The 22,787-nt window shown below is 69.7% G+C and carries 22 protein-coding genes; 3 read left to right on the forward strand and 19 right to left on the reverse strand.

Features of this window, described 5'->3' with window-relative positions; genetic code table 11:
- Positions 1–314: 314 nt before the first annotated feature.
- The gene (locus Dfulv_RS22885; RefSeq protein ID WP_259866604.1) at positions 315–1,244 is read left to right on the forward strand and encodes an AMIN-like domain-containing (lipo)protein; all 930 of its coding nucleotides are present in this window, start codon (positions 315–317) and stop codon (positions 1,242–1,244) included.
- Positions 1,245–1,370: 126 nt separating this feature from the next.
- On the opposite strand, the gene Dfulv_RS22890 is transcribed toward Dfulv_RS22885, so the two are convergent.
- The 8 genes from Dfulv_RS22890 to Dfulv_RS22925 form a co-directional block, all read right to left on the reverse strand.
- Positions 1,371–2,666: a cytochrome P450 gene (locus Dfulv_RS22890; RefSeq protein ID WP_259866606.1), complete on the reverse strand. Its 1,296-nt coding sequence runs from the start codon at positions 2,664–2,666 to the stop codon at positions 1,371–1,373.
- 323 nt (positions 2,667–2,989) lie between these two features.
- A complete protein-coding gene (locus tag Dfulv_RS22895) occupies positions 2,990–3,121 on the reverse strand; it encodes a hypothetical protein (protein ID WP_259869920.1) in 132 nt (43 codons plus the stop codon).
- Positions 3,122–3,129: 8 nt separating this feature from the next.
- Entirely contained in the window at positions 3,130–4,011 is an 882-nt protein-coding gene (locus Dfulv_RS22900; RefSeq protein ID WP_259866608.1) for an SAM-dependent methyltransferase, read from the reverse strand.
- Between the two features lie 123 nt (positions 4,012–4,134).
- Complete coding sequence (locus Dfulv_RS22905; RefSeq protein WP_259866610.1) at positions 4,135–5,409, reverse strand: styrene monooxygenase/indole monooxygenase family protein; 1,275 nt, start codon at positions 5,407–5,409, stop codon at positions 4,135–4,137.
- A gap of 25 nt (positions 5,410–5,434) precedes the next feature.
- A complete protein-coding gene (locus Dfulv_RS22910) occupies positions 5,435–6,058 on the reverse strand; it encodes a GTP-binding protein (RefSeq protein WP_259866612.1) in 624 nt (207 codons plus the stop codon).
- On the reverse strand, positions 6,039–6,425 hold the full coding sequence (locus Dfulv_RS22915; protein ID WP_259866614.1) for a DUF742 domain-containing protein: 387 nt from the start codon (positions 6,423–6,425) through the stop codon (positions 6,039–6,041). The genes Dfulv_RS22910 and Dfulv_RS22915 overlap by 20 nt, the downstream gene beginning before the upstream one ends.
- 29 nt (positions 6,426–6,454) lie before the next feature.
- Complete coding sequence (locus tag Dfulv_RS22920) at positions 6,455–6,850, reverse strand: roadblock/LC7 domain-containing protein (RefSeq protein ID WP_259866616.1); 396 nt, start codon at positions 6,848–6,850, stop codon at positions 6,455–6,457.
- Positions 6,851–6,918: 68 nt separating this feature from the next.
- Positions 6,919–7,890: a sensor histidine kinase gene (locus tag Dfulv_RS22925; RefSeq protein ID WP_259866619.1), complete on the reverse strand. Its 972-nt coding sequence runs from the start codon at positions 7,888–7,890 to the stop codon at positions 6,919–6,921.
- 872 nt (positions 7,891–8,762) lie between these two features.
- Between Dfulv_RS22925 and Dfulv_RS22930 the strand changes: the two genes are divergently transcribed.
- A complete protein-coding gene (locus Dfulv_RS22930) occupies positions 8,763–11,099 on the forward strand; it encodes an ATP-binding protein (protein WP_259866621.1) in 2,337 nt (778 codons plus the stop codon).
- A gap of 19 nt (positions 11,100–11,118) precedes the next feature.
- Here Dfulv_RS22930 and Dfulv_RS22935 read toward each other — a convergent pair whose 3' ends face one another.
- From Dfulv_RS22935 to Dfulv_RS22985, 11 genes are all read right to left on the reverse strand, one after another.
- Positions 11,119–11,601, reverse strand: a complete 483-nt coding sequence (locus tag Dfulv_RS22935; protein WP_259866624.1) for a carboxymuconolactone decarboxylase family protein — start codon at positions 11,599–11,601, stop codon at positions 11,119–11,121.
- Between the two features lie 248 nt (positions 11,602–11,849).
- Positions 11,850–12,320 carry a PPOX class F420-dependent oxidoreductase gene (locus Dfulv_RS22940; protein WP_259866626.1) on the reverse strand — a complete coding sequence of 157 codons (471 nt, stop codon included), beginning with the start codon at positions 12,318–12,320 and terminating at the stop codon, positions 11,850–11,852.
- Entirely contained in the window at positions 12,317–13,402 is a 1,086-nt protein-coding gene (locus Dfulv_RS22945; protein ID WP_406567981.1) for an ABC transporter ATP-binding protein, read from the reverse strand. The genes Dfulv_RS22940 and Dfulv_RS22945 overlap by 4 nt, the downstream gene beginning before the upstream one ends.
- Positions 13,390–14,364, reverse strand: a complete 975-nt coding sequence (locus Dfulv_RS22950) for an ABC transporter ATP-binding protein (RefSeq protein WP_259866630.1) — start codon at positions 14,362–14,364, stop codon at positions 13,390–13,392. The genes Dfulv_RS22945 and Dfulv_RS22950 overlap by 13 nt, the downstream gene beginning before the upstream one ends.
- A gap of 1 nt (position 14,365) precedes the next feature.
- Positions 14,366–15,193 (reverse strand): ABC transporter permease, encoded by an 828-nt coding sequence (locus tag Dfulv_RS22955; RefSeq protein WP_259866632.1) that lies wholly within the window; start codon positions 15,191–15,193, stop codon positions 14,366–14,368.
- Positions 15,190–16,125, reverse strand: a complete 936-nt coding sequence (locus Dfulv_RS22960; protein WP_259866635.1) for an ABC transporter permease — start codon at positions 16,123–16,125, stop codon at positions 15,190–15,192. Before Dfulv_RS22960 ends, Dfulv_RS22955 begins: the two co-directional genes overlap by 4 nt.
- Positions 16,122–17,708: an ABC transporter substrate-binding protein gene (locus tag Dfulv_RS22965; RefSeq protein WP_259866637.1), complete on the reverse strand. Its 1,587-nt coding sequence runs from the start codon at positions 17,706–17,708 to the stop codon at positions 16,122–16,124. Before Dfulv_RS22965 ends, Dfulv_RS22960 begins: the two co-directional genes overlap by 4 nt.
- A gap of 293 nt (positions 17,709–18,001) precedes the next feature.
- Positions 18,002–18,718, reverse strand: a complete 717-nt coding sequence (locus Dfulv_RS22970; protein ID WP_259866639.1) for a GntR family transcriptional regulator — start codon at positions 18,716–18,718, stop codon at positions 18,002–18,004.
- 131 nt (positions 18,719–18,849) lie between these two features.
- On the reverse strand, positions 18,850–19,698 hold the full coding sequence (locus Dfulv_RS22975) for a fumarylacetoacetate hydrolase family protein (RefSeq protein WP_259866641.1): 849 nt from the start codon (positions 19,696–19,698) through the stop codon (positions 18,850–18,852).
- 296 nt (positions 19,699–19,994) lie between these two features.
- Positions 19,995–20,657 carry a peptidoglycan recognition protein family protein gene (locus Dfulv_RS22980; protein WP_259866643.1) on the reverse strand — a complete coding sequence of 221 codons (663 nt, stop codon included), beginning with the start codon at positions 20,655–20,657 and terminating at the stop codon, positions 19,995–19,997.
- A 67-nt stretch (positions 20,658–20,724) separates the two neighbouring features.
- Entirely contained in the window at positions 20,725–21,471 is a 747-nt protein-coding gene (locus Dfulv_RS22985; RefSeq protein ID WP_259866645.1) for a lysozyme, read from the reverse strand.
- A 292-nt stretch (positions 21,472–21,763) separates the two neighbouring features.
- Between Dfulv_RS22985 and Dfulv_RS22990 the strand changes: the two genes are divergently transcribed.
- The gene (locus Dfulv_RS22990; protein ID WP_259866647.1) at positions 21,764–22,771 is read left to right on the forward strand and encodes a LacI family DNA-binding transcriptional regulator; all 1,008 of its coding nucleotides are present in this window, start codon (positions 21,764–21,766) and stop codon (positions 22,769–22,771) included.
- Positions 22,772–22,787 lie beyond the last annotated feature (16 nt).

Consider the following 22,787-nt stretch of genomic DNA (forward strand, 5'->3'; position numbering starts at 1 on the left):
TTCCTTCCGTGGATACCCCCGCCTTCAGGCGGAGCCCTCCGGTCGGCCAGATGGTTCATATATATGAACCTGAGTTCTGAGTTGAGCATTCGTACCAGGCCGGCAGGGCACAAGCAAGAGGCCGTCCGATCGAGGTGGGGTCCCGGGTCCGGAACATGCCGTTCACGTCAGGTGCTGCCGTCTGGCCGGTATGTGGTGATCTGCCGGCCGTACCAGTCGAATCAAGGACCGGATCCGTGCAGCGGTAAACCATGCCGATGGATGGGGCGTCTGGGACATGCCATCGATCCCGACCCCTCTGGAAGGACGTCGCCATGTGGATGCCCAAGCTCCGAACCCTGTTCGCCCTCCTCGTTCTCGCCCCGGTGTTCGCCCTGCCGGGCACCGGGGCCGCGGCGGGTGACCTGCCCGCTCCGACGAGCGTCACGCCCCAGACGGGGACCGCGACCGTGCCGCCGTGGGACCCGCACCCGCCGACCCTGGTGGGCGTGCGTACCGGCAGGCACGAGCACTACGACCGCACGGTCTTCGACTTCACCGGCGGCACTCCCGGGTACCGGGTGGAGTACGGCTCACTCGTGAGTCAGGCCACCGGTACGACGCTGCCGGTGGACGGCGCGGCCACCCTCGTGGTCGTCTTCGACGGCGCGTACCCGTACGACGTCGCCACCGGCGCGTCCACCGTCGATCTCGGCACGGTCCACAACCCGCGGCTGCCGACGCTGCGCCAGATCAGGTCCGGCGGCGCCGTCGAGGGCAAGATCAGCTTTGGCCTCGGACTCGCCGACCGCGTCGGCTTCCGGGTGCTGCGCCTGACGAACCCGCCTCGGATCGCCGTCGACGTGGCCCATCAACCGACCCAGCCGTTCACCACCGAACGGTTCCGGGGCGGCGCCGGCACCGCGTCGCAGGTCCGGATCACCAGCGTGCGCACGGGCGCCCATCCCGGCTACGACCGGGTGGTCTTCGACCTCGGCACCGCCACCGCACCACTGATCAGCGTCGCCTACGCCGTCGCGGCGCCGACGACGATCCACGTCGGTTTCACCGCCGCGACCACGCAACCCGGCGCCGTGGCCGGGCCGAACCCCGTGCCGATCGGGCTCACGCAGGCACGGTCGGTCTCGTTCGCCGTTTACGACAACGGGACGGTGTCGGCCTTCGTCACGACACACCACCGCACCGGATACCGGGTGATGCTCCTGACGAACCCCACCCGGGTCGTCGTGGACGTCGCCTACTGACAGGCCAGGAACAGCCGCCGCCGCGTGACGACCGACATGTCGGCACCTGCCGGGTCCGCGGCGGACGGCTGTGCCGGGCGGCGACCCGGATCCGGTCGTGAACAGTGTCGCGACCAGTGCGCGCTGTCATCGGGCAGCTTCCTGGGCGTTCGTCTGGGTGTCTTTCGTGGCCTTGGCAACCAGCCGGACCGGCAGCGTGCGCAGTCCGCGTAGGTTGCCGTTCTGTCGCCAGGTCCGGCCCGGCAGCGGCGTGATCCGGGTGTATCGCTCGATCAGACGCTCGATGGTGAGCTGGGTTTCCTGCTGGGCCAGCGGCGCGCCGAAGCAGTAGTGGGCGCCGTGGCCGAAGGTCAGCGGCCGAGGCCCGGACCGGTCGAATCGCCGGTCGATCCGGACGCGGTCCGGGTCGGGAAACGCCTGCGGGTCCCGGTTCGCCGCGGCCAGCATGAGCACCACCGAGGCGCCGGCGGGGAGCGGACCGCCGGAGGGCAGCTCGATCGATGAAAGGAGCCGGCGGGCGGTGAACTGGGTCGGCGGGTGCAGTCTGGCGATCTCGTCGACGACTTCGGGGATCAGCTGCGGCCGGTCGTTGACGAGTGCCCACAGTCCGGGGTCGTCGGCCAGCGTCATGATCGTGTTCGAGATCAGGTTGGCGGTGGTCTCGGTGCCTGCGGTCACCAGCATCATCAGGTTGGCGATGAGTTCGTCCCTGGTCATGCCCCCGCTGCGCATGACCGACACGAGCCCACCGACCATCGTTTCGGGTGGCATCGTCTGTGCCTCGTAGCGAGTTACCAGTGCCTTGAGATAGGCCACCAGTTCGGCGACGACGCTCAGCAGCGCCTTTCGGTTGCCGGTGGGCACGTGCCCGGGTGCTGCGACCACGTCACCCCACGCGTTGAACCACCGCTGCACCGTCTCGAGGTCAACGTCCAGGTCCAGCAGGTGCTTGGTGACTCGAGTGGGCACGCTGGACGAGATCGTCGACACCACATCGACGACTTCCCGATCACTCATTTCCAGCAGCGTGTTGGTGACAGCCTGGGTGATCGGCTCGGCCAGGTCGGTGCGGACCCGCTGGATCTGCAGCGGCTCGGCCAGGGCGCGTCGCAGCCGGCGGTGGTCGTCGCCGTCGACGAACGACACGTGCAGGTCCAGCATGGCGAATGCCTCGTCGAGGCTGGCCGTGCCGAAGCGGGCCAAGCTGTCGCCGTGGTGCATCCGTGTCGAGGTGTCTGGGTGCGCGAGCAGGTGCTGCACGTCGCGGTGCCGGGACAACAGCCACGTCGAGAGGTAGGGATCGAAGTACACCGGTGCTTCGGTGCGCAGCGTCGCATAGAACTGTGCTGGGTCCGCGATGACCGCCGGCAGCGTGAGGTTGAACAACCCCAGCTGCCGGTTTCGGGCGGGGGTAACCGGCATGATCCTCTCCTGATCGGTGAGCTCTTCTGGGTCACGCGGCGATGCGAACAGCCCCGTCGTGGTGCGCCGCAGCAGGATGCGTTGATCCAGGCCGGCCGGTGATCATGCCGAGGCCGAGCAGCAGCACTCCCGTGTGCCGCACCGCCGCGGCGGTAACCGCGATGCACAACACCCCGAGCGTGCGGCCCAGGTAGAGATCACCAGGTCGGCGCTGGCCGCCTGGCGGTTGTCGCCACCGCTGAGCGCGCCGGGCACGGCGCCCGGCGTCGCCGCCAGTTCAGCGGCGACGCCGGTGCCGCGCCGCGTGTCGCGGGAACCGATGATCAGTAGGCCAGACCACGACCCTGCGGCCCGGTACCGCCGAGGACGCCGACGGTCAGCGCGGACACGTCGGGCAGGGCACGACGCTGGCCGGGCAGCGGTCCGGGCAGTGGTCTGGTTATCGGTCCGGGCATCGGTGCTGTTACACGCTCGGGCGGGTTGCGGCCCACCAGCCGACGGTGAACACCCCGGCGCCCCGGGCGGCGTCCAGTGCGCGTTTGGCGTCCTGGAACAGCTCACCGGACGGTCCGTCGTAGGTCAGCCACCGCTCCCGGTCCTCCGGCGGGGTGCTGCCCCAGCACAGCTGACCCTCGAACTCGTCCACGGCGTGGGTGACGTCGAACCCGGCCGTGCGCATCATCGCGGCATAAGTGTCAAGCGTGCCCAGGCCAGCCAGCCGGATGAGCTCACAGACCGGACCGGTGATCGTCTGGATCTGCTCGTCGGTCTGGTACTCACCCCATGAGCGCTGCAGCCAGTCCAGGCCGATCAGCCGGCCGCCGGGCTTGAGCACCCGGAAGACGGCGTGGAAGAACGCCTGCTTGTCGGGTAGGTGGCAGACGGACTCGAAGAACGTGACCGCGTCGAAGGTTTGGTCGGGCCACGCGGCCAGGGTTCGGTAGTCGTGGTCGCCGATCGTCAGGAACGCCACCTGCCCGTCCAGCCCCTCGGCGGTGGCCCGTTGGCGGGCCCGCTGGTTGAGCGTCTCGGTGTTGGACAGCCCGACGAAGCCGGCGCCGGTCATCAGCGCCATCTGCACAGTGGCACCCCCGGGCCCGGACCCGAAGTCCAAGGCACGCTGGCCGGCCTCGAGCCCGGCGAGGTCCATGAGGCGACGCTCCATGATCAGCGCAGCCTCAGCCACCGTCTTGCCGTTCTCCTCGGCGTCACGGGCGCCGTGGTGCCACACGTCGCCCATCAGCTCCGTGTAGGCCTGGCCTGCACCCTCACCGCCGTCGCTGTCGTCGTAGAAGCGCCGGACTTTCGCCTCGTGGGTCGGCTCGTGGGTCGTCTCGGTGGTCATCACGCCTCCTTGCTGGGTGGTTCGAGGGTGGTTCTGCCGGCCGTTGACGGCCTGGCATGCTCGCCGGGCATCGTCGACCGGTGGACTGGACTGGCAGATCTGGTGGCCGGTCTCGGGGCCGGTTCAGGGGCCGGGGCGGGTCGGTGCGGTGGCGCGCGCCACGACCTGGCCGAGGTAGTGGTCGGTGGCGGCCGGGGTCATGAACCAGTCGACGAGGTCGTCGGGGTCGGCGAACCCGTTGGCGAAGCGGCTGGCCACCTCGGGGAACTGTGCCGCCGCGCCGAGGATGCGTTGGACGTGCTCGGGTGGCGGCCGGAGCATCCCGTTGGCCCATGCGGTCACCTGCTGGGCGCTGGCCGTCCAGAACTGCTCGAAGGTGTGCTGCATCCAGGCGCGGTCGAACGGACGGTCGCCGTGGTCGAGGATCGCGTCCAGGTAGGCAGCGGCGCAGCGTGCGGCGGTGTTGGCGCCCTGCGCTACGAGGGGATCGTTGGCCACGACCACGTCGGCGGCGCCCAGGACCAGCCCACCCGAGGGCAGCTCACCGATCGGCCTCCGCACGGTTGGCGTGTACCGGCCGGTCAGTGTGGCGCGGGGGTCGGTCAGCTCCACCTGGGCACACCGCTCGTACAGCCACGGGGTGTACTCGCGAATCAGGCCGACCGCGCGGGCCAGGTGATCGGCCGGGTCGGGATGGTCGCCGAACACGTCCAGCGGCCCGTCGGGGATCGCCTCCCAGAACAGGATGTCGCACGGCCCGGTCGTGGTCAGCGCCGGGATGAGGATCAGCTCGCCGGCGCCGGGAACGACGGTGAGCGTCACGTTCGGCCACAGACTGGTGTGCGGGTCGCGGTGCATGCCGTGGACGTAGGCGGCGGCCAGACCGCGCTGCGGCGTGGTGTACGGGGAGCGGGACGGATCCCGGTCGAACAGCGCGGTCAGCTCACCGCGGCCGGCGGCGACGACGATCAGGTCGTAGCGGCCGGACTCGGCGATCTCGTCGAGGTCGCGGGTGCTCACACCCATGGTGTGGACGGTCCCGCCGCGCTCCTCGAACAGCTCCAGCAGGCCGGCCATCTTGACCCGCTGGTCGGTGCTCTGAGCCGGCGCGTCCAGGACACCGTAGATGTCCAGCCGGTCGCCGCCGGGCGGTGCCGCGACGGTCAGGTGCAACCCGGCGATGCCCGGGGTCTCGTCGGCCCACAGGTCCAGGCCGTATGCGCGCTCGATGGCGAGAGCGGGGCCGAACATTACCTGGGTGGAGGTCGGACGGGCCTGACGGATCTCGTCCGGGGTCCGCGCCGACAGGATGGTCACCTCGTAGTCGCCGGCCAGGAGCAGGCCGTGGCCGAGCAACAGCCCGCACTGGCCCGCGCCCACGATCAGAACTTTGCGCAACGCCGCATCCTTCCAGCGGTTGTGATCATTTGCTCATCGGCATGGCGAGGTCGGTGGCTCGCAACCGGTTGATCGCGTGCTGCAGCACCAGGATCAATGCGTCCTGCACCGAGCTGCGGTCACGGGCATCGACGCTGGTGACCGGCACCTCCGGGTGGAGCGCCAGCGCGGCGCGCACCTCGTCCAGCGAGTGCGTCAGCCGGCCGTGGAAGCGGTTGACCGCGACCACGAACGGCACGTCGGATTCCAGGTCGAAGTAGTTGACGGCGGCGAACGACTTCTCGAGCTTGAGCGTGTCGACCAGCACGAGCGCTCCCAACGCGCCACGGCACATGTCGTCCCACAACGGCCAGAACCGCGGCTGACCCGGTGTGCCGAACAGGAACAGCCTGAGACCGTCGGGCAGGGTGATCCGGCCGAAGTCCATACCGATCGTGGTGGTCGCCTTGTCCAGGCCGGGGTCCAGGGGATCCACTGCGGTGCTGGCAGCAGTCATCCACACGTCGGTGTTGACCGGGGCGATCTCCGAGATCGAGGCCACCAGCGTTGTTTTGCCCACCCCGAAGCCACCGGCGATGACGATTTTGGTGGACTGTGCCTCCTCGGCCGCCGCCGGTTGGACGGTGTTGTCAGAGCTGCTGGAGGCCACGGAGCACCCTCTCAAGGGTCAAGACGGTCGTCACAGACTCGGTTGCAGGATGGATCGTGATCAGGGTGCTGTTGGCGAGATCGCCGAGGATGACGCGGACCAGGCCGAGCGACAGGCCGGTGTGTGCTGACACCTCGGCCACCGACAGGCCGTGCCGGGCGTGCTCGTAGACGGCCCGCTCCTGCCGGGTCAGGTGCGCGGCGAGCGCCGGGTCGAAACGCGGCACCGACACCAGCGTGTGGACCAGCAACGGGTGGCGGGTACGGACCCGGGTTCGGCCGCCGGCCAGCACGAACGGGCGCACCTGCGGATGTGCGCGGTAGGCCCGGCGAGCCGCCTGGTGAGCCCGGTACGCGGATGAGGCCACGAAGATCCCCTATGTCCGTCAGTTGGCCGTCAGTTGGTGGACGGCGCTGCTGGCCGCGGCACCGGCGTGGGGCGTGCGTCGGGATTGAGCCGCGCGCCGACCGCGGTAACGAGCCGCTGCATCTGGTGACCGACGACGCTCAGGTTGCTGGTCCGGTCCGCCACTACGGCCAGCCCGGCCAGGTCCGCCACATGCATGAACAGGAAGTGCAAGCTGGGCGTGCGGAACGTCAGGATTTCCGGTCGTCCCGCGCCGTACTCCCGGCTGATCGCGTGGGCGATCGACATCAGCGACCCGGCGGTGGCGGCGGTCTTGTCGACCTGGTCGCGGTCGTAGCCGTCCGAGGCTGCCAGCGCAAGCCCGTCCACGGCCAGCAGCACCACATGGACAACGCCGGGTGTATCGGCGGCGAACTCGTTGATCATCCAGGTCAGCTCGTGCCGGTCCGACGACCCGGCTCGCGACACGGGTCCCAACCCGTGGCTGGTGGTTGTCATTGGAGGTCCTCCCGGATCGGCCCAGCGCCTCCGGTGGCAGCGTCGAACGCCACGATCTCGTCCACTGCATCGCCCAGATCGGCATTCGACCCAAGATGCGCACCGCTGGCGGGGACGGCTGGTTCTGGGTGCATGTCGCGCAGTCGCTGTGGCACCCGTATCGGCAACGGTGTCAGCCGCGACCCGCCAGCTCCCGCTGGGTTCGCCGATCGCTCTTGTCCTGCGAACGAGACCGGAGTCGGTGGTGGGACTGCAGTAGTTGTCGACCAGCCACGATCGAACCCGTGCGGTCGCTGGTCGTTGGCCGTGCCAAGGCCTGTGGTGTGGTCCTCGGTCGGGAGCTCGCACAGCAGCCCGGCGGGGACGTAGACCAGTGCGGTCGTGCCCTGTGGGGAGCGCCCTGTCAGGGACACGCGGATGCCGTGCGTGCGTGCCGCCTGCCGGACCACCTGCAGGCCCCACGGGATGCTGCCGTGGCCGGCAGCGGTTGACCCGGACACGTCGGCGCCGTGGAAGGCACCGTGCAACGCTGCGTTGTGACGGACCAGGTCGGCGTCGGTGATGCCGATGCCAGTATCCTCGACGCGCAGCAGGACACCGCCGTCATACAGCAGATGGCCCGAGGCCGTGACCGGCGCGGTCCGCGGTGAGTACCGGACCGCATTGTCCAGCAGTTCCGTGACCACGCGGATCAGATCGCCCGACACATGCTCAGCCACGGCGATGTCAGCGACACCGCCAACGGTGACCCGCTGCCAACCGGCAACCCTGCCCAGTGCGGCGTGGACGACGTCGCTGAGCGAGGTGACCTGACGATCGACGTCCAGCAACGGCCGGCCCCCGCCGAGGACGAACAGGTTCTCAGCAACGCGTTTGGCCTGACACGTCAGCGCATCCAGCCCGTACAGGCCATCCAGCACATCAGGATCGGCCTGGTCCCGCATCGCCGCGTCCAGCGACACCGACATCCGCTGGGTCAGATCCAGCAGCCGCAGTGCTGCGTCACTACACAGCTCGCGCCATCGCTGATCGTCGGGATCCGATGCGGTGACACCTCCCGGCCCCCGTGGTAGCAGGGAGGTGTCACCGCCAGGAGCCGCGGGTGCCGCCGGTGCCGACGGCGCCAGTTGTTGCGGACCCTCGTTGTGCCGACGTCGCCGCCGCAACCAGCTCATTGCCCAACCGCCGAGATTGCACCCATCTGCCATGCGCCGGCTAGCCGCATGGGCGGCTCCTCTCCTCGTGAGGTCCTCCGCAGTCTCCACAGCGGCCCGCCCGGCCCGCATCGGCACAACCGCGTAGCTGGTCACTCCCGGTCTACGTAGTTTTCGGTAACCGGGTCTCGGCGACCATCTATGTACTTTCCGGTAGCTCGCCACGCGCTCTGCGTCGGCGAGACGCGGCTGGCGCTGCGGGTCGCCGGACGAGGCCGCTGACATCGGCGGCGCCGGAGCTACACGCCGGCAGACGCAGTCCCCAGGCGTACGTAGACAGGTGGAGCATGCCTGCGGCGGACAGGCGGTCCAGGGTGGTCCGCAGATTGGCGGTGCTGGAATGAATGGGCCGATCGGTCGATTCCTTCCAGGCGCCCGGCGCATTTCTGATACACATCCGGTCCATTCCTTCCAGGCGGTCCGGCGCGTCGGGATTGCCTGGTCCCCGCAGTCTGCGCAGCAGCTCACCCGGCCCGCACTGGCGCATTTACATAGCCGCTCTCATAGCTGTTTGTAATGGGAAATTTGGTAACGCTGAACTAGTGACGGTCTATGTAGCTTTCGGTACCCTGCCCCGGGTGACCATCTACGTACTTTTCGGTAGCTCGCCCCGGATGGCCTGAACCGTGGCCCCGGTCGGGAACCTGCCGGTGGACATCGCGCTCTTCGTCGGCCGTGAGGAGGAACTGGCCCAAGCAGGTGGCCTGCTCAGTCGCGTCCGGCTGCTGACGCTCACCGGCCCGGGCGGCGTCGGCAAGACGCGGCTGGCGCTGCGGGTCGCCGCCCGCCTCCAAGAGGCGGTGCACGACGGCGTATGGATGATCGACCTCAGTGGCATCCCCGGGCCGACGCCGGACACACCGGAGCGCCTCTACGCCCACATGGCGCTGGCCCTGCGCATCCAGTACCACGGGCCGGCGGGCCTGGATGTTCTGGTCGACCATCTCCGTACCCGGCGGGTGCTGCTCGTGCTGGACAACTGCGAGCATCTGATCCCCGCCACCCACGTCTGCGTGACCGCGCTGCTGCGCGCCGCACCGTATGTACGCGTCCTGGCCACCTCACGCCAGCCGCTGGGCGTCGACGGCGAGCACACCCTCGTGGTGCCCCCGCTGCCGTTGGCGGACGCAATCGCCCTGTTCACCGCAGGCGCCACCGCGGCCGGGCACGCCGGCCGCGTCCCCACCGGGGCCGATGCGAATGCCGTCGCCGACCTGTGCCACCGCCTCGACGGACTGCCTCTGGCGATCAAGTTGGCCGCCGGCCGGATACGGACCTTGTCCGTCCGACAACTCCTGCACCGCCTCGACGACCGATTCCGCCTGCTCACCGACACCACCCTGCTCGCCGACAGCCAGCGACATTCCACCCTGGAAGGGGTCGTGGAATGGAGCTACGAGCTGTGCACCGAGGCCGAACAGCAGCTGTGGGCCCGGGCGTCGGTATTCGCCCGCGCGTTCGATGTTGATGCGGCCGAAGCGGTCTGCGGCGGGGCGGGAATCGACCCGTTGGACGTCATCGACCTGGTCACCGGCCTGGTCGACAAGTCAGTCCTCACCGTCGACACGACCGCGACATCGGTACATAGTCCGGCGCGCTACTACCTGCTGGACACGCTGCGCGAGTACGGGCTCCGCAAGCTCGCCGACGCCGGCGACGAGCAGCGGGTGCGCGGCAGGCACCGCGACTACTACCGCGACCTGGTGGCCGACGGTGCCTCCGCCTGGTTCGCGCCGCACGAGCTCGAGTCCATGGCGGCGGTGTACCGGGAGGTGCCTGACATTCTGGCTGCGATTGACGAGTCCGTCACCCGGGGCGACCTGCCGACCGCCCGGACCATGTGCCGCGACCTCGTCCGGGTAAGGGCGCCGTTTTTCTGGGGTTTTTTGGATCTGGCCGCTCAGCAACTCCGCCGTGTGCTGGACCTGTCCGACGCCGAGCGCGTGAACAGCGCCGAGGAAGCGGTCAACCTGTCATCCGCCGCGATGGCGGAGGCGTGGGTGGTGGCGACCCAGGGCAATCACGATCGCACCCGGACACTGTTGACGCTCGCCCACGACCTGCACCGCCGATGGGGACTCGACCCGACCGGGTCGGTCCTCTTCGTCGAGGGCGGCGGCGACGCGCTCCTCACCGGCAGTTACCGGGCCATTGCGTTGCTGGAGGCAGCTCGCACCGCGTTCAGCGGCGATCCAGCCACCGCCACCGACCAGCACCAGGCGACCATGATGTGGGCGATGGCCAAGGTATTTGCCGATGAGCCAGCGGCGGCTGTCGCGGCCAGCCAGGAGTACCTCGAGCAGTCCGAGAAGTCCCAGGCGCCATGGTCAATCTCCTGGGCGCTGTGGACCGCCGCCCTGGCAGCGCTGCGAGTCGGCGATCAACGGGCGGCCACCGACTTCATCAGCCGCGGCCTGCGACTCCAACGCGACATGGATGAGCAGTGGGGCCTGACGTGGACCCTCGAGGCGTACGGGTGGATCATCGCTGCCGGACTCGACCAGGCCGACGACCCGCAGGGCGAGGCGGAGCGCGCCGCGTGGCTGCTGGGCGCCTCCAGTGCTCGCCAGCGCAAGCTCGGTGTCACCCTCGCCGGGCTACGACCGCTGGCGGACCGGCATGCCGTCGCCCGTGCACAGATCACCGCGGTGCTTGATGAGCTGGCGGTCGTCGCGGCGATGGCGGCTGGTGCTCGCGGCCACGCCCGGGCGGTACGCGTCGCGTTGGGCGAGCCAACTCCCCGCCGACCAACCGCGTCAGGCACCGACAATCTCACCGACCGCGAGCGGGAGGTCGCCGTGTTGGTCGCCGAAGGCCGCACCAGCGCCCAGATCGGAGCCCAACTGCGCATCAATCCACGTACTGTCGATGTGCACGTCGGCAACATCATGCGGAAACTTGGTCTACGCCGACGATCCAGAATCGCGGCGTGGATAGCTGCCCAGCCGGGCGGGCACGACTGACGACCAACCAGCAGGCGGCTCAGTTGAACGCGGCGAACATGCCGGGCTCGTAGGAACCGCCCTTCTGGTGCACGATCACGGCCAGCCGGTTGGCCGCGTTGATCAGGGCGACCAGGGCGACCAGCGCGGCGATCTGGTCGTCGTCGTAGTGTTCGCGTACCCGGGCCCAGGTCTCGTCGGACACGCCGCGGCCGGCGTCGGCGAGCCGGGTGCCCTCTTCGGCGAGCGCCAGCGCGGCCTGCTCGGCCTCGGTGAACACGGTGGACTCGCGCCAGGCGGCGACCAGGTTGAGCCGGACCGCGGATTCACCGGCGGCCGCGGCTTCCTTGGTGTGCATGTCGATGCACCAACCGCAGCCGTTGATCTGGCTGGCGCGCAGGCTCACCAGTTCCTGGGTGGCCTTCGGCAGCGGCGACTGGTCGATCACCAGGCCGGCGTTGGCGAACCGCTTGGCGAACTTGCGGCCGATCTCGTTGGTGAACAGGTCGATGCGGGGTTCCATGACGTCGTCCTCACTCTTGTGTTGCGTGCTGCTGCACTGGACGAACACAAGATGCCGGCGACCCGATCCGTGTGACAGCACGGTGATGTGACGTGAGCCACCGGCAGGCGGACAGGCGAGGACCGTCCCGAAATCAGTTGTCGTACTACCACCAGCCTGCTCTCAGCAGTGCGTTTCGGTGGCGGTTCGGGGCCTACGACCCTGGCCGGGCCGGTCCGGCCAGGGTGCGCGGTGGGCGAGACGGGGAATCAGCGCACCGCGTTGCGCCAGATGACCTTCTTCGGCGTGATGCGGATGACGACCCGGTCGTTGTCGGCGTTGATCCGGGCCCAGCGGACCGTCGCCTCGTCCTCGTGGAGGTACTTGAGCAGCACCGGCCAGGACTCCTCGCGCACGGTCGGGCCGTCCACGATCTCGGCGGTGCCGAACATGGTCACGTACGTGCCGCTGATCTGGTCGTCCACGCAGACGCTGACCCGGGGGTCGCGGCGGATGTTGCGCACCTTGAGCGTCCAGCCGGGGCTGCTGATCCGGACGACCTGGCCGTCCCAGTGGTACCAGGCCGGGGTGGCCTGGGGGCTGCCGTCGGCGCGGTTGGTGGCGAGCACGGCGTTGCGCATCCGGGCCAGGAAGTCGGCCATCTGCTCGTCGCCGAAGGCGAACGTGGGCGGGGCGGCGGCCGCGGTGCGGGGTACCTCGGCGATCTCGAACTGGCTCATCGGGAGCTCCCTTCGACGGGTACGGGGACAGGGACGTGGCGTCGGCGGGTCAGCGCGTCGGGGGCCCGGCCGAGCGGGCTGGTCGCCAGCTCCGCGCTGAAGTGGCAGGCGGCCGACTGGTCCGGCCCGGCCGCCCGCAGCTCCGGCCGCTCGGCACGGCACCGTTCGGGCTGCCCGAGCTGGGTGTAGAGCCAGCACCGCGGGTGGAAGGTGCAGCCGGGCGGCGGCGTGATCGGGGACGGCAGGTCGCCGGTGAGCACGATGCGTTCCCGCACCCGCTCGGTCTCCGGGTCGGCCACCGGCAGGGCCGAGACGAGCCCGCGCGTGTACGGGTGGGCGCACGCGTTCAGCAGGGTGCCGGCCGGTGCCTCCTCGACGATCCGGCCGAGGTACATCACCGCGATCCGGTCGCTGACGTGGCGTACGACTGCCAGGTCGTGGCCCACGAACAGGTACGTCAGGCCGAGCCGCGCGCGCAGGTCGACCAGCAGGTTGAGCACCTGGGCCTGGATCGACACGTCGAGCGCGGACACCGGCTCGTCGAGCACCAGGAACGACGGGTTCACGGCGAGCGCGCGGGCGATCGCGACCCGCTGCCGCTGGCCGCCGGAGAGCTGATGCGGATACCGCTGGGCCAGGTCGGGCCGCAGGCCGACCAGGTCGAGCAGTTCCCGGACCCGGGCCGGGCGGTCGCGGGGCGGCAGCAGGCGGTGCACCGCGAGCGGCTCGGCCAGGATCGCGCCGATGCGCTGGCGGGGGTTCAGCGAGCCGTACGGATCCTGGAACACGACCTGTGCCTCGCTGCGCAGCTGGCGCAGGCCGCGGCGGGGCAGGCTCAGCACGTCCCGGTCGCCGATGCGGACGCGGCCGGTCGCCGGCACCAGCCGGAGCATGGCCTGCCCGAGCGTGCTCTTGCCGGAGCCGGACTCGCCGACCAGGCCCAGCGTCTGCCCGGCCGGGATGGTCAGGCTGACGTCGTCGACCGCGGTGAGGGTGCCCGCGGGCCGGCCCGGCAGGCCGGCGCCGGTGCGGAACGTGACCCGCAGGTGTTCGACCTCGACCGTGGCGCTCATAGCAGCCATCCTTCTGGTTCGGTGGCGTGGCAACGCGCGTCGTGACCGGTGCCGCGCCGGCTCAGCGCCGGCTCGGCCCGCAGGCACATCGGCCGCGCGTGGGAGCAGCGGGGGGCGAAGTGGCAGCCGTCGATGGCCTTGCCGAGGTCCGGTGGGCCGCCCTCGATCGGGACCAGGCGTTCGTCGTCGGACAGCGTCGGCAATGCGTCGAGCAGGCCCCAGCTGTAGGGCATCTTCGGCGTGTAGAACAGGTCGTCGACCGCACCGACCTCGACGACCTGGCCGGCGTACATCACCGCGATCCGGTCGCAGATCCCGGCCGCGATCCCCAGGTTGTGCGTGATCAGCAGGACCGCGGTGCCGGTCTCGCTGCTGAGCTCCTGGATCAGTTCGAGGATCTGGGCCTGGATCGTCACGTCCAGCGCGGTGGTGGGCTCGTCGGCGATGAGCAGCCGGGGCGTGCAGGACAGTGCGATCGCGATCATGACCCGTTGCCGCATGCCGCCGCTGAGCTGGTGCGGATAGTCGTCCAGCCGCAGCCGGGGGCTCGGGATGCCCACCCGCGCCAGCAGTTCGGCGGCGCGTTCGCGGGCGTCGCGCCGGTTGAGGCCGAGATGCTGCCGCAACGGCTCGGCGACCTGCATCCCGATGGTGTACACGGGGTTGAGGCTGGTCGACGGGTCCTGGAAGACGAAGCCGATCCGGTGCCCGCGGACGTCGCGCATGCCCGCCTCGGGCAGGGTGAGCAGGTCCTGCCCGTCGAAGACGATCTCGCCGGCGGTGACCCGGGCGTCGGCCGGCAGAAGCCGGGCGATGCTGCGCGCGGTCATCGTCTTGCCGCAGCCGGACTCGCCGACCAGGCCGAGGGTCTGCCCGGCCTCGATGCTGAAGCTCACGTCCTGCACCGCCCGGACCGGGGCCGGGCCGGAGCCGATCTCGGTGGACAGTCCGCGTACCTGGAGCAGGGCCATCTCAGTCTCCCCTCGTCCGCGATGTCGGGTCGATGAGATCGCGCAGGCCGTCGCCGAGCAGGTTGAGGGCCAGCACCACCAGCGCGACGGCGACGCCCGGCACCACGGTCAGCCACCAGCCGAGCCGCATGTAGGCCCGGGCGTCGCTGAGCATGACGCCCCACTCCGGGGTCGGTGGGGCGGCGCCGAGACCGAGGAAGGACAGCGCGGAGCCGATGAGGATGGCCGTGGCGATGGTGGTGGTGGTGAGGACGAGCATCGGCCCGAGGATGTTCGGCAGCACGTGCCGGAGCAGGATCCGCCGGTGGGTGCAGCCCATGGCGACGGCGGCCTTGACGTACGGGCGGACCATCACGCTGAGCACGGAGGCGCGGGCGACCCGGGCGAAGACCGGCACGGTGGCGACCCCGACGGCGATGATGACGTTGGTGACGCTGCCGCCCAGGATGGCCACGATGCCGAGGGCGAGGAGCACCGCAGGGAAGGCCAGCAGGATGTCCATGAACGCGACGGCGCTGAGGTCGACGGCCCGGCCGAAGTAACCGGCCAGGCAGCCGACGGTACCGCCGATGACCAGTCCGAAGAGGACGGCGAAGAGGCCGGTGGCCAGGGTGAGGTGGCCGCCGGCCAGGATCCGGCTGAGGATGTCGCGGCCGAACTGGTCGGTCCCGAACGGGTAGGACCAGCTCGGACTCTCCAGGCGGGCCCGCGGGTCGAGCGCGGTCGGGTCGTGCGGGGTCGCGATCATGCCGATGAGGCTGGCCACGACGACCACGGCGAGCAGCACCGCGCCGATGGCGAAGCTCGGGTGCCGCAGATAGCGTTTCATGACGCTGTACCCCCGTGCCGGATGCGCGGGTCGACCACGGTGTAGAGCAGGTCGACGACGAGGTTGATCAGGACGTAGCTGACCGTCGCGAACAGGACCGTGCCCTGCACGATCGGGAAGTCGCGGTTGGTGATGCCGGACAGCAGCAGTTGCCCGATCCCGTGCCGGGTGAAGATCGTCTCGACGACGACCGCGCCCGCCAGCAGGTTGCCGATCTGCAGCCCGACGATGGTGAGCACCGGGATGACCGCGTTACGCATGGCGTGCACGCCGATGACCCGCTGCTCCCGCATGCCCTTGCTGCGGGCGGCGACGACGTAGTCGTGGTTGAGCACCTCGAGCAGCGAACCGCGCAGGAAGCGGGCGATGATGCAGGCCGCCCCGATAGCCAGGGTCACCGCCGGCAGGATGATCGCGCCGGGCCGGTCGGCCCCGATGGCCGGCAGCCACCGCAGGTTCACCGCGAACACCAGCAGCAGGATCATGCCGAGCCAGAACGTCGGCACCGACAGGCCCAGCGTGGCCAGGCCCATCAGCGCGGTGTCGACCTTGGACCCGCGCTTGAGCGCGGACACCGTGCCGATGAGCGAGCCGAGGACCACCGCGATGGCCATCGCGGCCAGCATGAGCAGGATGGTCTGCGGGATGTTCTGCAGCACGAGGTCGAGCACCGGCCGCTGGTAGCGGTACGAGTAGCCGAGGTCGCCCTGCAGGGCCCGGCCCATGAAGCTCAGGTACTGCTCCCACAGCGGGCGGTCGAACCCGTACTGGGCGCGCAGCTGTTGGCGGGTCTCCTCGCTCACCGGCACGTCGCCGACGACGGCCGTGACCGGGTCGCCCGGGGTGAGGTACAGGCTCAGGAAGACCAGTACCGACACCCCGAGCAACACGGGGACCAACAGCGCGATGCGCTGCAGGATGTAGCGTGTCACGGGTTGAGCCAGAGATCGGCGTAGTAGGGATACGCGAGCACGTTGGTGTGCAGGTTGCCCACCCTCGAGCTGACCCCGTACAGGAAGGCGCCCTGGTAGATCGGGTAGATCAGGGCCTTGTCCATGATCGTGGTCTGGAGGTCGCCGAGGATCTGGTTGCGCTTGGCGACGTCCGTCTCGACCGCCTGCTTGCTCAGCAGGTCGTCGATCTGGGTGTCCTTGATGCGGGACCAGTCGAACCCGCCGTAGTTCTTCGAGCTGTAGAAGAGCTGGATGCCGGACGGGTCGCTGTCGACCAGGCCCGTGATGCCGCCCGTGCCCTCGCCCTTGCCGTTGGCGTCGGTCGCGGCGGCGGCGGCGCGGATGTCCACCGCCACATCGAATCCGAGCGGCTTGAGCAGGCCCTGGATGGCGGTGGCGATCGGGTTGAACTGTGCGTGGGTGATGATCTTCAACGCGAGGCGGGTGCCGTTCTTGCTGCGGAAGCCGTCGCTGCCCATCGTCCAGCCGGCCCCGTCGAGCAGGCTCTCGGCCTTCGCCTTGTCGTACGGGTACTTGCCCTCCACCGACTTCGAGTAGCCGATGGTACGCGGGGAGATCGGGCCCTCGGCCGGCGTGTAGATCCCGAACAGGGCGGTGTTGATGAGGTCGGTACGGCTGATCCCGTACTGGATCGCCTGCCGGACCGCGAGGTCGTCGGTCGGGGCGCGCTCGGTGTTGAGGAACAGCGACAGCGAGCCGCCGCTCCACGGTGCGGCCACCATGGTCAGATCGCTGCCCTTGCTCTTGAGCAGGGAGAAGTCGGCCGCCGGCATGTTCCAGGCGATCTGCACGTCACCGCTCTGGACGGCCGCCGACCGTGCCCCGTCGTCCGGCACGATCTTGAAGATGAGCTTGTCCAGGTAGGCCTTCCCCTGGTGCAGGAACGACGGCCCCCAGGCGTAGTCGGCCGTGCGCTGCAGGGTGACGTGGTCGCCGGTCACCCACTCCACGAACGACATCGGGCCGGTGCCCACCGGGTGCTGGCCGTAGCTGGCGCCGTGCTTGGCGACCGCCGCCGGGGACACGATCGCCAGCCAGTGCTGGCTCAGTGAGTTGAGCAGCGACGGGTAGGGCGAGGAGTACGTGAGCTCGACCGTGGTCGGGTCGACCGCGGTCACCGTCTTCAGTGGACCGAGCTTGGCCCGGGCGACCGGCGACTTGAACGAGGTGTCGAGGATCCGCTCGAAGTTGAACTTCACCGCCTCGGCGTTGAAGTCGGTGCCGTCCTGGAACTTCACGCCGGTACGCAGCTTGAAGGTCGTGGTCAGGCCGTCGGGCGAGGTTGTCCAGGACGACGCCAGACCGCCGACGTATTCGCCGTTGGACGGGTCGAGCCACACCAGCGGGTCGTAGATCTGCATGAACACTTGATGCGCGGCCGCTTGGGCGGCGCCGGCGGGATCGAGGCTGTCCGGCTCGGCGGAGAGCGCCACGCTGAGCGTGCCACCGTCGACGGGCGTGCCGCCGCCCCGGTGCTCATCGGTGGGATCTGAACTGCACGCGGCGGCGGTGAGCAGGACGGCCAAGCCGCCGATGACCATCCGCCGAAGTCTGTGCCACGAGCGAAGTGACATCCTCCAGAACCTCCTCGTCCGAGCCGTCGTGGGGGTCGGGACCGGCCCGAGCCCGACTCCGTACGCTGACGGAGGCGACCCGATATTCGATGACGAGAAGCTACTGTGAAGATGGAACGGTCTCAAGGCGTTCCGGGTCAAATTTCGAAAGTTGTTACCGCTGTCGAATAGACTCTTCGTCCGGATGTACGGGTTCGCGGGGGTTCGTGAGCCGGCGGACGCCAGCCGTCAGGGTGGCTGCCCGCCGGGCTCTCAGACGGTCAGGCCCTGGTGGACCGGGGCGTCGCGTTGGCTTCGCGGTCCGGGGTCAGGTCTTCGGGCGCGTTGGCCAGCAGGGCGCGTGTCGTGTACTGGATGTGGTCGGCCAGCACCCGCTCGGCCCGCTCCGTGTCCCGGGCCAGGACGGCGTCCCGCAGGGCGGTGTGTTCGCCCAGGATGTCGCGGTCGTTCTCGCCGCCCAGGTGGCGCGACCAGCGCCGGTACAACTCGGCCGCGTCCCGCAGCGATCCGGCGAAGTCGCGCAGCCGCCGGCTCGGGCAGCCCTCGAGCACGGCCGCGTGGAACGTCGCATGGGCCGCCGCCCAGTCCTCGTTCACCGTTGCCGGTTGCTCGTTCGCCAGTTCGGGCGTGTTGGCCAGGGTGTGGAACGCCGCCACCACCCGGGACTCCCAGGCGAGGTCGCCGTGGGCCATGGCGTGGCGCAGGCACAGCGTCTCGATGTCGACGCGGGTCGCGGTCAGGTCCAGGAGGTCGGCCTCGGACACCTGGGTGACCCGGTAGCCGTGTTGGGCCTCGGACTGCACCAGACCCTGTTCGACCAGGCGGGACAGCGCCTCCCGGAGCACGCCGACACTGGTTCCGTAACGTGCGCCCAGGTCGGCGAAGGGAAGTCGCTGCCCGGGCAGCAGCCGTCCGGCAAGGATGTCGGCCCGAAGGGCGACGTAGATGCGCTCGGCCCGAGTTTCACTACGTGGCATGGCTTGAGAGTGTAGGACCGTTTTGAGACGAAGCCACAATCTCGAAAGTTACGAGATCTTCGCCATGTTTCACAGTCGAGCTGTTCAGCCACAATATTCGAAAATCTATTGACAAGTCGAAGACCAGCGGCTCAGGGCGCCTCGACCTTGACGCAGCGCTGGCGCATGGTGCCGATTCCCTCGATCCAGCTGACCACCTCGTCGCCCGGCCGCAGGTAGATCGGGGGCGTCCGCGCCGAGCCGACGCCCTCCGGAGTGCCGGTGAAGATGAGGTCGCCGGGCCGGAGCGTGCACACCGTGGAGAGCTGGGCGATGAGTGCGGGCACCGACTGGATCATGTCGCTGGTCCGGCCGGCCTGCATGAGCTCGCCGTTGACCCGGCACTCCAGCCGGAGGTCGTCGGCGTTGTCGAACTCGTCCGGGGTCACCAGCCACGGGCCGGTCGGGCCGAAGCCCGGGAACGACTTGCCCAGGCTGAACTGCGGGCTCTGCCCGATCAGCTGGACCCGCCGCTCCGAGTAGTCCTGCCCGACCGTCAGGCCGGCCACGTACTGCCAGGCCTCGGCCATCGGCACCGACCGGGCGGTCGTCCCGATCACGACGACCAGCTCGACCTCCCAGTCGACGCGGTCGCCGGGGATCGGCAGGTCGGTGTCCGGGCCGGTGATGCAGCTCGGGAACTTGGTGAACGTCACCGGAACGTCGGCCGCGTAGCCGGCCTCGGTGGCGTGCGCGCCGTAGTTGAGACCCACCGCGAAGACCTGGGACGGGCGGGGGGACGGCGGCCCCAGGTGCGCCTCGTCGATCGGCACGTCCGCGACCGGCCCGTCGAGCCCGGCCGCCCACTCGAGGAAGTCCGGCCACCGGTCGAAGACCGCCGCCGGGTCGGCCGGGAACCGGGACCCGCTGGCCCGCTCGACGTCAATGCCGCCCGCGGCAGTGACGATGGTCAACCGGCCGGCGACGTTCGCGATACGCATGGAGCCTCCCCGGGTCTGGATGTGCATCGAGGATCGCCGGGCCAGTTCGACCAGTCAAGAGAATTTCGAAAATCAGTGACTTTTTCCTTGAGTGTTGGTGATAGCGAAAGCTACTGTGCCGGTCGAAGACTGAGGAGCGAGCCATGACCGCAGACCGCGCCCGAGTGGCGCTCAGCCGCCTCGCACGCCATGGCCTGGCTCGGCTCTCGGCGTGCCGTGCGTGCCGGTCGGCGTGGACAGCTTCGGCCAGTCCGGCTCGGCACCTCCACGCGCACCCCGGCGGACCGGCGAGTTGGTCAGCCGCCGAGCCGGGTGGCGACGGCGCTGCGCAGCTCTGGCAGGCGGTCGTGCAGGAGCCCGGGACATTGGGTGTTGTTGAAGTCCTTGTGCCCGTAGATCTCGTTGGGCGGGATGCCGTACTGCTGGCAGGTGAACGCGCAGAACCACACGAGGCTGTCCCAGAGCGCCTGCGGCGGCTGCCCGTCGAGGTAGGTGCCATCGTTCTCGATGCCGATGGCCTGGCTGTTCTGCCCGACGCAGTGCGCGCCCTGGACCATGGTCTGTCCGTGCAGCAGCGCGTGGAGGCTGCCGTGCCGGCCCTCGGTCAGGTGGCCGCCGCGGCTGTTGGTGAAGTGCTGGCCGGAGTCGAGCCAGCCGTTGGTGTCCATGTGCAGGTTCTGGATGTCCCGGGAGTTCTGGTAGGCGTGCGCCAGGCTGTAGTCGGTGGCGTTGGGGAACGCCGTGTGATGGACGATGATCTTGTTGGGCCGGCTCTGCACGACACTCACGTCGGACGAGGGTGGCCGGGCGGCCCAGGTCGCGCAGTTGGCGATCACCGGCTGATCGACCCGGGTCGCGGCAGCCCAGGCCGCGCGGCCGCCGCCGAACGGGGTCAGCGCGGTGGCGCCGAGCAGGACCGCGCCGCGGAGCACGGCCCGCCGTGGAACGGGGACGGACATCGGTGCCTCCTGTGTGGGGTGGGTGCCACCGGTGGCGGGCCCGGGGCGGACCCGCCACCGGAGCGGGTCAGCACGGTCCGTTGCAGGCGAGCACCTTGAGCCGGTCCAGGGAGCCGTTCCAGACGTTCTGGTCGCCCGGGAACGTGCCGGACGAGGACCACTGCCAGAAGGAGTACGTCGGCCAGCCGGCCGGCAGCGTGCCGACGCTGCTGGAGTAGCGCGCGATCCAGAGCGGGTTGTTGGCGGCGAACTGCGAGGTGTTGCCGGTGCAGGTGGACCACCAGTCGGTGGTGGTGTAGATGGTCGCCCAGCGTCCGGTGCGGGCGTGGTACTGGTTGACGAACGAGGCGATCCAGCTGCGCATCGAGGCCTGGCTCAGTCCGTAGCAGGTCGCGCCGTACGGGTTGTACTCGATGTCGAGCGCGCCGGGCAGGGTCTTGCCGTCCTTGGACCAGCCGCCGCCGTGGTCGACGAAATAGTTGGCCTGCGCGGCGCCGGTGGACCGGTTCGGCAGTGCGAAGTGGTACGCGCCGCGGATCATGCCGACGTTGTAGGAGCCGTTGTACTGCTGGGCGAAGTACGGGTTGGTGTACCCGGTGCCCTCCGTCGCCTTCACGTACGCGAACCGGGCGCCGTTGCTCCAGGCGGCTGACCAGTTGACGTTGCCCTGGTAGCTGGAGACGTCCATGCCGGGCAGGCCGGCCGGCGCCGCGCTGGCGGGTGTCGCGCCGAGGACGGCCGCGGCGGCGAAGGTGGCGGTGGCGAAGAGTGCGGCGGTGGCCGCACGCAGCGCCGATCGCAGGGGACGGTTCATCGTTCCTCCCTGGGGGTAGCCGCGTGGTGTGGCGCGGCTGGCGAAAAGAACCGTCAATATTAGGGCACACGTTGGAGATAAACTTCAATAGATAGATAGAAGTTTTTCGCTTGATGCCTCCGCTGGTGGTGCGCCATCGGCACAGCGGTGCCCGCGCCACTTGATAATGCGTATTAGTCAACAGCGCAAGACGGTAACAAAAGACGGCGTCACGCTTGACCTTACCTCCGGGAGCGGCGCACGATTCCAGCCCAGGAAGTGCCGATACGTATTATCCAAGGGAGTCGGGCGCATGAGGCGACGCGTCACGCAGCGCGACATCGCGCGGATGACCGGCGTCAGCCAGGCCACCGTGTCCCTCGTGCTCAACGACCGCGTCGACAGCGGCGTGCGGATCGCGCCCGAGACGCGGCAGCGCGTGCTCGACGCCATCCGCGCCACCGGCTACGTCGCCGACGTCGTCGGCCGGCGGCTCGCCGACCGCAGCAACCGGATCCTCGGCGTCTTCACGTACGAGCCGGTCTTTCCCAGCGCCGCCGCCGACTTCTACCACCCGTTCCTGGTCGGCATCGAGGAGCGCGCCGAGGAGCTCGGCTGCGACCTGCTGCTGTTCACCAGCACCCCGGTCGTCGACGGCCGGCGCCGGCTCTTCCACGGTGACAACCGCATGCGCCTCGCCGACGGCTGCATCCTCCTCGGCCGCTCCATCGACCGGGGTGAGCTGGCCCGCCTCGTCGCCGAGGGCCACCCGTTCGTGAGCGTCGGGCGGCGGGACGGGGAGCACGTCCCGTACGTCGGCGCCGGCTACGCCGCCGCGGTCGCCGAACTCGTCGGCCTGGCGCTCGCGAAGGGCCATCGCCGGTTCGCGTACATCGGCACCGGCGGGCCCGCCGAGTCGCACGCCGACCGGCTGCGCGGGTTCGCCGACGCGTGCCTGAGCGCCGGAGTGTTCGCGATGCACGAGCCGCCGGGCAAGCACGCGTTGGCCGACGCCATGGCGAAACAGGTCACGGCGATCCTGCTCGAGGAGCCGGCCGACGCCGGCGACGTGATCACGGAGCTGCACCGCAGCGGCAGGGACGTCCCCGGCGACGTGTCGCTGATCGTGCTCGGCGAGCCGACGAGGCCGGTCGCCGGGCCGCAGCCGCACGACGTGACCCGGTTCCGCACGCCGCGACGCGAGATGGGCTGGCAGGCCGCCGACCACCTCACCGAGATCGTCAACGGTGCATCGCCCGCCCAGCGCCTGCTGGCGTGCGAGCTGGTCCAAGGCGTAACCCTGAGTGAAGTACCACGATGATCAAGGAGTGCGTGTG

The organism is Dactylosporangium fulvum (assembly GCF_025137375.1).
Taxonomy (GTDB): domain Bacteria; phylum Actinomycetota; class Actinomycetes; order Mycobacteriales; family Micromonosporaceae; genus Dactylosporangium; species Dactylosporangium fulvum.